The 13,894-nt window shown below is 47.9% G+C and carries 12 protein-coding genes; 8 read left to right on the top strand and 4 right to left on the bottom strand.

Going from position 1 to position 13,894, the window contains the following annotated elements; genetic code table 11:
- Positions 1-103: 103 nt before the first annotated feature.
- Positions 104-1,069, top strand: a complete 966-nt coding sequence (locus OXN25_19970) for a cache domain-containing protein (protein ID MDE0427138.1) — start codon at positions 104-106, stop codon at positions 1,067-1,069.
- 202 nt (positions 1,070-1,271) lie between these two features.
- Here the strand turns inward: OXN25_19970 and OXN25_19965 are convergent, their stop codons facing one another.
- Together OXN25_19965 and OXN25_19960 are read right to left on the bottom strand one after the other, a co-directional pair.
- Positions 1,272-2,348 (bottom strand): ELM1/GtrOC1 family putative glycosyltransferase, encoded by a 1,077-nt coding sequence (locus OXN25_19965; GenBank protein ID MDE0427137.1) that lies wholly within the window; start codon positions 2,346-2,348, stop codon positions 1,272-1,274.
- Positions 2,345-3,100 carry a hypothetical protein gene (locus OXN25_19960; protein ID MDE0427136.1) on the bottom strand — a complete coding sequence of 252 codons (756 nt, stop codon included), beginning with the start codon at positions 3,098-3,100 and terminating at the stop codon, positions 2,345-2,347. Before OXN25_19960 ends, OXN25_19965 begins: the two co-directional genes overlap by 4 nt.
- A gap of 138 nt (positions 3,101-3,238) precedes the next feature.
- Here OXN25_19960 and OXN25_19955 point away from each other — a divergent pair, with 138 nt between their 5' ends.
- Both OXN25_19955 and OXN25_19950 read left to right on the top strand, forming a co-directional pair.
- Positions 3,239-4,012: an ADP-ribosylglycohydrolase family protein gene (locus OXN25_19955; protein MDE0427135.1), complete on the top strand. Its 774-nt coding sequence runs from the start codon at positions 3,239-3,241 to the stop codon at positions 4,010-4,012.
- A gap of 336 nt (positions 4,013-4,348) precedes the next feature.
- Positions 4,349-5,950, top strand: coding sequence for an AAA-like domain-containing protein (locus OXN25_19950; protein MDE0427134.1), 1,602 nt, complete (start codon positions 4,349-4,351; stop codon positions 5,948-5,950).
- 39 nt (positions 5,951-5,989) lie between these two features.
- On the opposite strand, the gene OXN25_19945 is transcribed toward OXN25_19950, so the two are convergent.
- Positions 5,990-7,171 (bottom strand): mandelate racemase/muconate lactonizing enzyme family protein, encoded by a 1,182-nt coding sequence (locus OXN25_19945; protein MDE0427133.1) that lies wholly within the window; start codon positions 7,169-7,171, stop codon positions 5,990-5,992.
- A 295-nt stretch (positions 7,172-7,466) separates the two neighbouring features.
- On the opposite strand from OXN25_19945, the gene OXN25_19940 reads away from it, so the two are divergent.
- Together OXN25_19940 and OXN25_19935 are read left to right on the top strand one after the other, a co-directional pair.
- Positions 7,467-8,330, top strand: a complete 864-nt coding sequence (locus OXN25_19940) for a phytanoyl-CoA dioxygenase family protein (protein MDE0427132.1) — start codon at positions 7,467-7,469, stop codon at positions 8,328-8,330.
- 56 nt (positions 8,331-8,386) lie between these two features.
- On the top strand, positions 8,387-9,478 hold the full coding sequence (locus OXN25_19935) for a hypothetical protein (GenBank protein MDE0427131.1): 1,092 nt from the start codon (positions 8,387-8,389) through the stop codon (positions 9,476-9,478).
- Between the two features lie 139 nt (positions 9,479-9,617).
- Here the strand turns inward: OXN25_19935 and OXN25_19930 are convergent, their stop codons facing one another.
- Positions 9,618-10,841 carry an MFS transporter gene (locus OXN25_19930; GenBank protein ID MDE0427130.1) on the bottom strand — a complete coding sequence of 408 codons (1,224 nt, stop codon included), beginning with the start codon at positions 10,839-10,841 and terminating at the stop codon, positions 9,618-9,620.
- 184 nt (positions 10,842-11,025) lie between these two features.
- On the opposite strand from OXN25_19930, the gene OXN25_19925 reads away from it, so the two are divergent.
- The 3 genes from OXN25_19925 to OXN25_19915 all read left to right on the top strand — a co-directional run bounded on the left by OXN25_19925 (position 11,026) and on the right by OXN25_19915 (position 13,643).
- Complete coding sequence (locus OXN25_19925) at positions 11,026-12,021, top strand: lysylphosphatidylglycerol synthase transmembrane domain-containing protein (protein ID MDE0427129.1); 996 nt, start codon at positions 11,026-11,028, stop codon at positions 12,019-12,021.
- Positions 12,022-12,068: 47 nt separating this feature from the next.
- Complete coding sequence (locus OXN25_19920; GenBank protein MDE0427128.1) at positions 12,069-12,884, top strand: amidohydrolase family protein; 816 nt, start codon at positions 12,069-12,071, stop codon at positions 12,882-12,884.
- A gap of 411 nt (positions 12,885-13,295) precedes the next feature.
- The gene (locus OXN25_19915) at positions 13,296-13,643 is read left to right on the top strand and encodes a hypothetical protein (protein MDE0427127.1); all 348 of its coding nucleotides are present in this window, start codon (positions 13,296-13,298) and stop codon (positions 13,641-13,643) included.
- Positions 13,644-13,894 lie beyond the last annotated feature (251 nt).

Raw genomic sequence — 13,894 nt, 5'->3', positions numbered from 1 at the left:
TCTGCCAGCAACTCAAATCACCCTCACTCAAATTTAACGCTGCGTAAGTCCTATACAATTAAACCTGTGTTAAATTTTTTATTCACGAAAAAAGGAGTCAAAATTGAGAAATTTTTTGTTTATACTGTTTATTGTAGGACTTACGGCGTTTAGCATTATCGGTTGTGAGCGATCCATGACGAAACCGATCATGGAATCCATCACAGCAACCGAGACACCTACAGCAGAGGATCCTGAGGCATTCGCAGTTACGCTTGTGCAAGCGGCGATTAATCTTTACAAAACGGAAGGTCGCGATGCAACAATAGCCTACTACAACGATCCCGCAAGTATTGATGGACAGTGGTACGTCTTCATCATCAATGAAAACAATATCTTTGTCGCACATCCCGCAAATCCCAGTTCCGTCGGTAGACCTATAGAGGATATTGACGGGGTTGATAGGGCATCCCTAGGTATGGAAATTGCTATGGCGACAGAAGAGGGACTTTGGACAGAGTACCTGTGGCCCAATCCTGACACGAACAAATTAGGACAGAAGCGCACGTGGTCAATCCGTTACGACGGTTACCTGTTCAGTTCGGGATATTATCAAACGTGGAATCCGGACCCCGCGACGTTCTCAATTGCCTCCAAAGACGATCCAGAGGCATTTACACGGAACATAGTTCTGCAAGCAATTGCCCGTTATGAATTTGAAGGCATTGAAGCGACCGCTGCTTACTACAACAATCCCGCAAATATTGATGGACAGTGGTATGTCGTCATCATCGACGAAAATGATCGCCACGTCGCACACGCACCGAGACCTGACTTCATAGGAACAGATCTGAAGGATATTATGGGGCTTGATGGCAAACGGATGTTGGGAGCAGAAATCGCCGCGGCGACCGGGACCGGACTCTGGATTGAGTACTTGTGGCCCAATCCCGAAACTGGTAAAGATGAACAGAAGCGCGGATGGGCGATTCGACACGACGGTTATCTCTTCGGTTCAGGATATTATGAACCGACAACGGAAGATACTGAATTATTAGTGGAAGGCACAGTTGTCCCGCCATCGAATTAGTCTAAACTTCTTCGAGGTCGAAGCCTTACAACAGAATAACTGAATAAAATATAGTAAAGTCCATAATTACTTGGACACTTCTATTGTAGCGCAAACTGTTAGTTTGTGTGCTATCCTGGCACAAACTGACTGTTTATGCTACAAGTGTCCACATATTTTTTAGACTTACTCTGGAACGGCGAGGTCGAAAGACCTCGCCACGTTATTTTTTTGATGAGTTGCCAGTTATGAGAGAATTAATTGCGCGCGCCGCTATCTCTGTGTCTTGGAGGGGTGAGGGTCGGACATCTGAAGTGAGGGTACTGACAATGTATTGTGCTAAATTATCAGGTCTGCATCGACGCACAATCCCCTGTTCTTCCATATACCGATAGACTTTATGCCGGTTTGGGAGGCTCGCCTTTTCTTTTGATAGCATGAGAACAATAACTGGACATCCACTGCTTGCTGCTTCACAAACCATTGAGAAGCTATCTGCTGTAACAATAAGGAGGTCACTTAAGGAGAGAATCGCTTGGTACGGGTCTGCGAGTTCCGAAGGTCCGTCTGGCGTAACGAATAGCGGACACCAATCGGTGTCCTTCAGTGTTGAGGACAAACTCGCTACGACATCTGGCGGTGTTCGACGAGAGGTTGTCATCAATACCTGTGCATTCATTTCCGCTGCGGCTGTTTCACAAATATCGTTGAGTTTTACCGCATCCGCTGTCGTGATTGTCTCGTGCCGGTCCGTTCCACCGAGGAGTATGCCGATACGCTGGCAGTCTGGTAGGTTAAGTTCCTGTTTCAGTCGTTGCCGTTCGGATTTTAATGTATCTGGTGAAATCGGGTTCGGCACACCTATCGTTTGGCAGATATTGCTTTTAGATTTTGCACGCTGCCATGAGATCATCGGGAGGATTGCCAGATCAAAATAGCGAGTACCTATTGGCGAAGGTCGCCGACATGTAACCGTTTTAGCGCGGAGAATTTTGCCAAGAAGTAGGTTGACAGCTGCCACAGATGATCCGGTTGAGAGAACAACGTCAGCGGTTTGGAGATGGGCAAGGGTAGTGTAACTTTCCGGAGTAAGACTCCACTGGAGAAGCACGCGGATAAGCGACGTGGGAAGCGACATCCCACCGAAGACACACATAAAGACCCGCAAGAAATTATCGAGCCACTTCTGCCTGAAGTGTATCTCAAGATATTCCGTTTGACATTCAGGCAATTTTTGCACAATCCCTAAAGATTGCTTATAGTGTCCCGGTCTGTTGTCGCTTAAAATGATAACTTTCATTCTACGGAATATTCAATCAACTCCGACCCTCCGAGTTCATTTTCTGTTTTCGCAATACCGACATGCGGCACAAACCATATTGTCTGGCTATGCGCCGTCGTTTTCGTTTCTGAAAAAAGCGTCTGTGTGATTTCTGTCTGGTATTCGAGTTGATAGGTTTTTTCAAAGTTTCCGGCAGGCGTTTCGAGAGGACCTTCGGCGACGACCTCACCCGTGATACGAATAACTACCTCAAAAGGGAACTGAAGAAGTGCGATGTTCTGTAAAATGATACTTCCGTTAATCTGCATATTAAGGGCATCCCACTGGAAACTCGGACTCGGTGGAAATTGCAGAAAGACCAGTTCAGGTGAGGAGATAGGTTCCACTGTAACACTCAGGTCCAAACCGGTGAAGTCATCTTGTACTGAAGCCGGGATTTCGTTTTGAACATAATGGTCTATCTCTCCACCTATAGCGAAAAGAATCTGATTCTCTGTAACCCGATAGGATATAGGTTTCAACAGGTCGAAATCAGTTTCCGCATTTGGTGGTGTTTCCTTGAGGGTTCGATAATTCTTGCCATCAATGTTTATTTCGTCGTTAACCTCAGTTGCCCCTTGGATGCCGTCAGAATATAGATAAACCCATCGACTTCCGACTGCATCAGGGAAATAGTTTGGTATGACTTCCATCGATTCAGGCATTTCATCCGAACCGCAGCCCAATAATAGCAATAATATTCCACAAACGGTGAAAAGAATCCGCTGCATCTGTCCTCTTTTCAGTTTTTCGATTTAATCTGCTATCGATCAGCTAAATATGGTATAATATTACCTATACGCCAAAATAGTATAGCATATCGCTAAGTAGATTTTCTATTTTTTTCTGCCAAACACAAAGGAGAGGACATGTTAGGTGCGATTATAGGCGACATCGTCGGTTCCATCTATGAATGGCATCCGATTAAAACCAAAAATTTTCCTTTCTTTGATGATGACTGTTTTTTCACAGATGATTCGGTATGTACCATCGCTGTCGCGGATATACTGCTGCACGATCTGCCGCCAGCAGAAACGATGCAGGCATGGTGTCAGCGTTATCCAGGGCGGGGTTACGGCGGCATGTTTGGCGGATGGATTTATGCGGATTCCCCGGAACCTTATAACAGTTACGGGAACGGTGCGGCGATGCGCGTTTCACCAGCGGCGTTCTTGAACCGTGACGATCTGGAAGCTGCGCTCTCCGCCACCAATAAAGTAACCGAAATCACCCACAATCACCCGGAGGGCATAAAAGGCGCGCGGGCAACAACCTATGCCATCTGGCTCGCGTATCGAGGCGTGACACCAGAGACGATTCGCGAGATTATCACCGTCGACTGTGGGTATGACTTAACACAGACAATCGACGACATTCGGCCGGATTATACTTTCAATGAAATTTGCCAAGAGACGGTACCACAGGCAATCACCTGTGCGTTGGAATCAGTCAGTTTTGAAGATGCAATCCGTAACGCCATCTCTCTCGGCGGCGATGCGGATACTCTTGCTGCTATCGCTGGTCCCATCGCTGAAGCATTACACGGCGTTCCGGATGAACTCATAGAACAGACAAAAACCCACTATCTCTCTGATGCCCCAAACATCCTTAAGGTGATACAGGAGATGTATCATTTGCAATAAACGCTTGACAAATAGATTAAGTTTGTTATGCTTTTATGGTGAACTGGGAAAATAAATTCACGGTCAGGAATATCTTCGTCCGAAAATTATCAATATGCTTACTAAACATTTTTCGCTTACCAAAGATGAAAGGGGATCCCTGAGTAAAAGTGGACAGGAACGATTGACTCCAGGGACTCTAAGGTTATCCTCATTGATGGAAACCAACTTGCACAGCTGATGATTGACCACAACGTTGGTGTTTCAACAACGAAAACTTATGAAATCAAGCGCGTAGATTCCGATTATTTTGCTGAAGACATCGTAAACACCTAAAAATATTAGTGATGAAAAAAAATGAAAACGTTTGGAACCCAAGGTCCCGTAAATCCTAAAGAGAACTATGTCGTCTCCCGAACCAAAGAAATTGAGGACTTCGTTGACCGCGTAAAGCAAGGCAAATACATCGTCCTCTTTGCGCCCCGACAGACCGGCAAGACGACGCTCTTCCGCAGTGCCATGGACGTTCTCATGGCTGAAGGGTATTTCCCAATCCAACTGAATTTTGAGTTGTATGTTGACTATCCCGCTTCGGATTTTTATCGAGCTTTCTATGGACAACTTCGTGAGAAAATTAAGCGCGTGTTCGAGAAACGTGGGACCACACCCTCTAAAACACTAAGCCAATTTTTGGATAAGACAGACGTAACAGATCGGGTTTCAATGGTGGAGTTCTTTACGCAGCTCGTCAGTTTTCTACCAGAACAGAATAGTTTTCAAAAAGTTGTTCTCATCATCGACGAGTTTGATGCAATTCCACCTGACGCGGTTCGCGGCTTCCTTCATTCACTCCGTTACATTTACCTTGATAGCACCAGTCTTCGGTGTCCTTATAGTGTTGGCATTGTTGGTGTCAAGAACATCACGCAGCTTAACTATGACCGATCAATCTCGCCTTTCAATATCCAAGATGAGTTCCACTTACCGAATTTTACACTCGCGCAAGTCCGTGAACTACTTGATCAGTATACCGAAGAAGTAGGACAAGCCTTCACACCTGAAGTTATCACTTTTATTCACAAACAGACTGCGGGACAGCCCTTTCTCGTTAATCGCTGCGCACAGATGCTCACTGAGGAGATGGACATCCGTAAAAACGAAACGATTGCGTTAAGTCACTTTTTTCAAGCACATAGGCGGCTCCTCCGCGAGCGAAACACGAATGTCGATCACCTGCTTACCAATATCCGTAGAGACCGTCGGTTTGAGAAAATCCTCATGCGGATTGCCTCTTATGAAAGAGGTTTACCTTTCAGTTTGGACAATGACATCATGAATGAACTCTCAATTTATGGCGTAATCGCGGAAGGTGCTGATGGCGCGTGTGAAATCGTCAACCCGATTTATCAACATCGTATTCTGCAGACTTTTAAACCGCTGTTTAATGGACTGGAGAATGATTATTTTTCCGAAGACAACGGGGACGATTTTATTGATTATCTAACACCTGATGGCGTGATTGAGATGGGAACACTCCTTGAAAATTTTCAAGGTTTCATCGCACGCGCCGGTTTCCGTATCTTGCAAGTCCCGGATACACCGCAGGAGTATGTCGGGCAACATCTCCTTTATGCCTATTTAGAGCAGCTTGTCCACAGTGTCGGTGCCACTATATTTCTTGAAACTCAGACCGGCCGTGGGCGGATAGATCTCATTATTGTTCACAACCAGCGCAAATACATCGTTGAAACTAAGATTTGGGAAGGCGACAGACGCTACCAGACAGGCAAGAAACAACTCGCTGCATATCTCAAATTAGAAAGAGCAAAAGAAGGCTACTATGTCGTATTTGACCATCGGAATAATCCTACTTCGCGCCTCGAAACTGAGACAATAGACGGTTTGAAAATTCAAAGTTACGTCATTCCTGTCCTGCAAGAACGGCCTTCAGCAGTTTAGGGTGGATGTAGACGGATTTGCTATCTGTCCATTTTCTCTTTAAACCACTTCCATCCAGACCCCCGGCACAAACCCCGGATACTCCCCTTCACTAAACGCCGGATAGTAGACATCCTCACCCGTGAACTCGTGAACCGTCTCACCACCGCTCCCATCTGGAATATGCACCCGACAAGTATACGCACTCTCACGAAATAGCTGCTGCGGTGTCGGCGTAGACGGATCCACACGATATTCCGTCAACGCTGCTGCGTCTACCGTAATCCCCAACCCCGGCGACTCAGGGACCGCAATCGTTCCGTCAACAACAGCGAGTCGCGTTTCAAGCAGGTCAGATTCCCACAGCTCGTGACACGTAATCGCCGGTAATTCCGCTTGCGATAGCACCGCGCCGAGATGCACGGCGTATGCCGTTGTAATCCCCGTGCCTACCATCTGCAGCCAGTACGGTTGCGAGAACGAAGCACAGAGCGCGTTCGTCCGTCGGAGCGAGTTCACACCGCCACCGACGACAAATCCTCCGCAACATCGCGCATGCAAACACGATTCGTTGAAATGTTCGACAATCCGTTTCTGGACATTCGCCTGCAATCGTACCGCACCCATCACATCCGTGCCGAGATAGTACGGACTCTCGTAGATAGCGACGTTCGGATGTTCGTCCAGCTGCTGTAAGGCAGGGATAGCGTTATCCGCAGTCCGCAGGAAACCGTTGAAGTCGATGTCGAGTCGATAATCTGCCGGTACGGCATTGCCGACAGCATCGACCTGTGCGAAGATGTCGCGCCACGGACGCGCCTTCAGTTTTGCGGAGGTATAACCCCGTTTCACGGATTCCTGGACTTCCGCCACCCAATCCTCTGGAGGCATATCGATATCCCACCACGAAATAGGACACCTGTCGCGAACCTTCGGTCCGATGAGTTGGTAGACCGGTACACCAACGGATTTACCAAGCGCATCATAAAGCGACATCTGGATGCCGAACCCGATGCTATCGTCGTTCATACACGCAAATGCGTTTTGTCCGATGATCTGTTCAATGTTCGCTGATTCGTCTGATAAATTTTCGCCGTAACCGATAACACCGTTACTGAGTTCGACGCGGTAAACGTGGACGCGTTCCCCGTGCGTCAAGGCGCGGTGCATGTGTCGGCTGACCCGTTCATGGTAAAATGGAACGTTCAACGGAATCGCTTCGAGATGTTTGATGCTAAGCATGAGGTCTCTCCCACAAATTTAAGGATGTGCTTGCCGTATTGTATCATATTCCCAAAATTGCCCGTAACAATATTCCCACAACAAACTTAATTCTTTGAAGGAAACTGTTACCCTTTACCACTAAAAAGGTCAAAGTTTTGAACACTGTTTTCATGGGATATTCTTTTCGCTAACTACTGACTGCTGATTGCTGAATGCTAACGGCTTTGATTTGACATACCCCCGTTTTGTTGCTATAATATCTTTAACGACACAACATCCACACGTTACTGTTTTCGCAAGTAAGGAGCATTGTATGGCGAGTATTAAACCCTTCACTGTCTCAAATGAACGCTTGGATCAGCCTGAGAAACTCCGAGAACAGGCGCAGCAAGACGGGTATCTTTTTTTTCGTGGTTTGATTGATGCCGATTCCATCTATAACTTACGTCGAGATTTCTTGGAAATCTGCCATCGGCACGGTTGGGCAGAAGGTGGCAACGCCTTGATGGACGGCATTCGGACGGGCGGTCCCTACATGGAAGGGGATGACGGGTATTGGCCCGTCTTAGACGAATTCCAAAGCATGGAGTTGTTCCACGCCTTCGCACACCATCCAGCGATTTTGGATATGTGCGACAAACTCTTCGGTGAGAAGACACTCGCGCATCCGCGGAATATCGGAAGGATTATGTTCCCCGAAAACACGAAATACACAACACCGTCACATCAGGATTATATCCATATCCGAGGGACAGAAGAGACCTATACCGCATGGATACCGCTCGGTCCGTGTCCAACGGAGTTGGGCGGCTTGTCGGTATTATCTGGATCGCACCGAAACGGAATTTACCCCGTCAAACCCGCATTCGGGGCAGGTGGACTCGGTATTGATACGGAACCCTTGGAAGCCGACGGGTTATACTGGGTCAGCGGCGATTACGAAGTCGGCGATGCACTCTTCTTTCACAGCCACGCCGTTCACAAGGCACTGCCCAACCAGACATCCGATCGGATTCGTCTCTCAGTGGATTACCGGTATCAAGGAGCCTCGCAACCCGTCACAGAAGGTTCGCTATTGCCGCATTTCAACCGAATGGGGTGGGACGAAATTTATACAGATTGGAAATCAGCACAGTACCAATACTACTGGAACGCTTTCGATCTAAATAGAGTTTAAAAGTAGTAGGCACACGCCGTGTGCCGTTCACGTTTTTCAAAGGAAACAGAAATCAATTGACTAAGTTGCGAAAACGGAAGTCTAATATCTTCACGTGTCTATTAGTTGTTCTGATTGCGTTAGGCTGCAGCGTTGTGCCGCGATCTTCAGCGGAAAACTACACCGGCGATTTTCTGACAAACGGCGTTGGGGGACGGGCACTCGGATTAGGCGGTGCCTATGTCAGCATCGCTGATGATGCGACTGCCACTTATTGGAATCCCGCCGGTATCGCAGGCGTTTCTGATAAGTATCAATTCTGCCTCATGCATGCCGCACGGCGTTCGGGATTAGGTGCATTCAACTATATCTCCGGCACGACGAAACTTCTCCCCAAACTCAACCTCGGACTGTCGTGGCTTCGCGCAGGCGTGGACGATATTCCCATATACCCACTCGTTCCAGCGTTCGATCCGAATATCAGTGCCGATGAACGGAAGAACCTCGCAAAGAACCGACCGCGCGCCTCAGATTTTGATCCAGCGGGTTACCTCAATGACAGCGAGAACGCCTATATCCTGACACTCGCGACGGGGTGGGTCGTTAGTCAATCGTGGTGGAATAATTTTGGACGGGATTCCCTGCCGCCATCGTTTATGATTGGTGCGAACGCCAAATGGATATCACAACGTCTGAGCAGTGGAGACCTTGATACTTACAACTATGGGAGCAGTGGCTACGGCTTTGATGTCGGTATACTTGCTCGTTTACCGGATCTCAACGCCATTTTTGGTTTAGAAAATGTTGGCAGCTTCTCATTCGGCTTGAACCTTCAAGACATCTCAAAGACGACCTTGACGTGGAATACTGAATCCGCACCTAAAGAATCCATCCCCTCGAATTGGAACGTCGGTGTGGCGTATACCAACCCTCACATTTTTGGTCGAAAACTCATCCTCTCCTACCAATGGCAGCAACGCTATGGTGGGCAAACACATTTCGGTGCTGAATACCATATTAGCAATCCATTAGCATTACGCATCGGCTACCGTGATGACCGCATTACCGCCGGCATCGGCATCCTACGCCGCGAATTCCGCCTCGATTACGCCCTCCTCTTCGGCGACCTGATTAGCACACACTTCTTGAGTCTGCTCTGGACTTTCTAAAAATCAACTCCAAGAGTTAACCCTTAATATGGAAGGAATATCCGCGTTGCTACGACTGTTTGGGGTGTTGTTTAAAAGTGTTTGGGTCATGTAAAACCTATATAACGCCTACAGGGATTAACTTATAACTTATAACCCTCTACAAACTCGGTTTCGACAGATCGGGTTGATCGCGTAGCAAAATCAGGAGGGGTGCCAACAATAAGGGAATCATCACCAAGCCGTCCAATACAATTGGCAAACCGAACTGATCCCCCAAATCACCAACAAATTTATTCAATAATCCGCCGACACCCCACGCCGCACCCATCATTAAGCCGGAAGCAATGCTTTCATGTCCGCGCAGCATCATCTGTGCTAAGATAATGTTAACTGTTATCGAGCTGGTGAGGATGACGTTCCCTAAAAAGAGGAAAGTGAGAAAACTAAGTCCATCGGTATGTAGCGAGGCATAAAGGAGCGGCGGTGCCCCCAAAAGCGAGACCAGCAACAGAACATAAGTATTGACACGCGTTATCAGCCAACCGCTTGACATAATACCCATGGAACCCGCAAAGATGAAGAGCGCGATTACCAGCGAACGCATCTGATCCGAGTAATCTTGGTCGTCTAAGTGGACGGATAAGAAGGTTTCTAAACCTGTGAGCGTGACAGTGCGGAATGCAGCAATAACGAAAAGCACAATCAGTGGAAGCAGGCGTGGACTCGCGACAGTCCAAAAGGACTCTTGCAGTCTCACACCATCGCTCGGCGTTCCACGAGTGGCAGCCGTCAAATCCAGTTCTTTATCAAATTTCAGCACCTTTGGAGCAATCAGTGCCAAGAGTAGACCCGGTATCATCTCCCAAGCAAGGTAGTCCAAGCCGAAACGATACGGAATGAACATCAATGCCAGCGGACCAAGGGCACGCCCAATGTTACCACCCGTCAGAAAAACAGAGGTCCCCATCCCTCTTCCTTTCGCCAGCGCACCCGCGTAAGCCGTCGCCTGGGGGTGGAAGGCAGCAACCCCAATGCCACCGATTGCTAATAACAGATACACGGTGTTAACGGTAGGCGCGACCCACAATAGGCTTAAACCGATGGCAGTGAGCGCGACCCCAAACGTCACAAAATGCACTGTCCGCACGCGATCCGACAGCCAACCGAAGAGAACCTGTCCGAAAGAACTAAATAGACTGTAAATTGAGACAAAGTTACCCGCTAAGCTGTTCCGGTTCGCAGCGGATGCCAACTTTTCCAGTAAGCGGGGTTGCAGATGGGATAGAAGGGTTGCGTAGGAATCAAGAACCGTGTGCGACAACGTCAGGAAATTGAACTGCTTCCGAGTGGACGCTTGTGGTGGAGGCTGCTGATTTTTCATGAAATAAGATGAATACCGCGTTTCTGTAAAGATATAGATGCCGTATATTATAGGCTATATCCCACTAAAAAGCAAATTGTTTTTCCAATATTCCCTTGACAATTAAAGCTTGCCACATATATTATAAGTACGTATTCTCTGAGGCAAACATATTATCTAAAATTCACTGATAGCGAGCGCGCCTTTGAACAGAAAGCAGTTCCAGCAGATTGCCAAATTTGGCTTACCGACAGTGCTGGCAATCATCTTAGCTTACTTCCTTCTAAAACAGATTGATCTCCAAGAAATACCACGAACCCTCAGCCGGTTGTCAATAGAGGCACTCTTAATCGGGTTCATAGCCTATTGTTTATTGGTCTTAGCGAAAACGCTCCGGTTTCGAGCATTACTCAACCTTGAGAGCCGTGCCCATCACATCTTTCCAATCTTGGCGTTGCACACCTTTTGGGGCAATATCCTGCCGATGCGGACAGGGGACATCTCTTATGTCTATCTCATGCAACGACGGCAGAAGGTGGAGGCGACACACGGAATCGCTTCGCTTTTGGTGGCAAGCCTGATTGACCTTGTGCTGCTAATAGGTTTGGTGATTGCGACTGCGTGGCTCCTACGACCCGAGCTCCGCGAAACGTTCTCTGGTAGGCTACTTTATCTCCTCCCCTTACTAATAGGTGGCGGTCTAATCATAGCCGTCGTCTCTGTGTACGCCGTTCCGAACGCCTGTCTGAAGTTTGCAGAGCGATGGGCAGCACCGCTACTACGTCTCGAAGTGCGACCCATCTCTTGGGGAGTCAACAAAGGATTGGAAGTCCTGCAGGAGCTGATGGCGTTTCGATCAAATCAACGCTTTTTAGAGGTATGGCTATATTCCCTACTCTGTCTCGTCATCCGTTTCGGGTTCCAGTGTTACCTTGTCATAGAGATGGGGATTGATATTCCGATGACCGAGGTGTTATTTGCACTCGCATTCACGAACGTATTTAACCTATTTCCCATCCAAACCGTCGGCAACTTCGGAACAACAGAGTTTCCTTTTGTCTGGTTGTTACACCATTTTGGCACATCGGTGGAGACCGCTACTGTCGCTGGATTTAGTTTGCACATTCTAATTTTACTTTACTGTCTACCCTTAGGAGCATACGGATCTTTGACGAATCGTAAGTTTACCAAAACCACCTGACCGCTGACGGTTTCCGAGTACCGACAGCGATCCACAGGAGTTATAATATGAGAATTATCGACCCACATGTTCACGTCTGGAAAAACGATCCACAATTTCCGTGGGCACCGGAGACAACTAACCCACCAGAAGACGATGCCACCGCAGAAGTGCTTTTGGAATTGATGGCAGCGAACGGCGTTGAAAAGACCGTCCTCGTTCAAGTCATCCACTACCGATGGGATAACCGTTACGCAGCGGACGCAATGAAAAGATACCCCGATAAATTCATGGGGGTCTGCCGAATCAACCCTGAAGACCCCGACGCACCCGACCATCTCAGTCGCTGGACGGAGGAAGATGGGTTTCATGGTGTCCGTCTGAGCCCGTCTGTCGGACCCGACGGCGATTGGTTTGCGGGACCGTTGATGCCACCCATCTTCCGTCGTGCTGAAGACCTCGGTGTTCCGATGCTGATCCTCACCGGAGCCGATCGGTTGGTAGATCTCGTCCCACTTATAGAGCAACATCCGAATCTTGATGTTGTGGTTGATCACATGGCAGGGTGTGCACCCGATGCCCCTGAAAAGCACGAACTGCTGCTCGACTTGGCACGTTTCCCGCGGGTTTATGTCAAGATAAGCCACACGTGGTCAATCTCGAAGACCGGTTTTCCGTGGGCGGATACACACGAACAGGTTAAGAAGGTATATCACGCATTCGGCGGTTCGCGGATTATGTGGGGTACAGATTGGCCCGTTTGTCTCAACCACGCCAGTTATGCGGAAACCTTAGCAGTCGTCCGAGACGAAATGGATTTCTTTACACCTGAGGACCGGGAATGGGTGTTAGGCAAGACGGCACTGCAGCTTTGGCAATTTTAGACTTAATTTCTCATGAGATTTTCCCTATAATTGGTAGGTGCGGTTTCTAACCGCACCGATTGTCCCTCAACAAATACACCGCACCGGCGAGGTTTCATGAAGTTTAAATAAATACTTCAGTAATGTTATCCGCAAAAAAACGTTGTAGGGAGTTTTTGCTTGGGTGTTTCCCCTCGGTCTTGTACCTACCCACAATTACCTTTGGTCACGATTTTAACTGACTGCTGACTGCTGATTGCTTAAAAACATTCTTGACAAAATTCTCTCATCTATGCTACCATAATGAGATTAGGGTAAACAACGGCGACTCCCATTAGCCGATGCAACACGGCAAGGCACCACACAAGTCCGAAACCCCAAGGTTCTTTTACTGGTGAGGTCCAGCCTCTCCCATTCATAAGGAGAAACATCATGCCGTTTTGTCCACAATGCAACGCTGAATATAAGATAGAAATATCAATGTGTTCGGATTGCCAGGTACAACTCGTGCCCGAACGAATGCAAACCGAGGTGACGGCGTATGGGGATTGGTACGCTGTTGAATCTGTACCAAATGAAACGGCAGGAAATATCCTCCAGAGCGTTTTAGAGGAGGACGGCATTCCTGTCTATTTGCGCTGCCATGAAGTCCCTTATTATGGCGGTGTAAAAGGCAATCTCACGGAATCTGAATGGGGTGATGTCCTTGTGCCAAGCAATTTACTTCCGCAGGCACGGGAATCCCTCAAGGCTTATTTCGACTCACTACAAGACGTTTAAACCCGCAGGCAAGCTGCCATGAAGAAAGTGAAGCAACTTTACCTTTTTAAAGAGGTAGAATCTCACATGCGCATAACTGACAAGATTTATGTCCGAGCGCACAAGAGGAATAACGGTAGTTACGTCAGAGAGCATTGGCGGAAAAAACCTGCCAAAAGGGGTGGTCCTCGCAAACTGTCATCGATACAGGATTTGCAACTCTCTTTCATTGAAGCCAAGAAAGGTTGAAAGGTTCGTGCGAGAAGGGACCC

This window comes from Candidatus Poribacteria bacterium, from assembly GCA_028820845.1.
Taxonomy (GTDB): Bacteria; Poribacteria; WGA-4E; order WGA-4E; family WGA-3G; genus WGA-3G.
The sequence above is the reverse complement of the archived record's forward strand: the minus strand, read 5'-3'. Positions and strand labels throughout refer to the sequence as shown.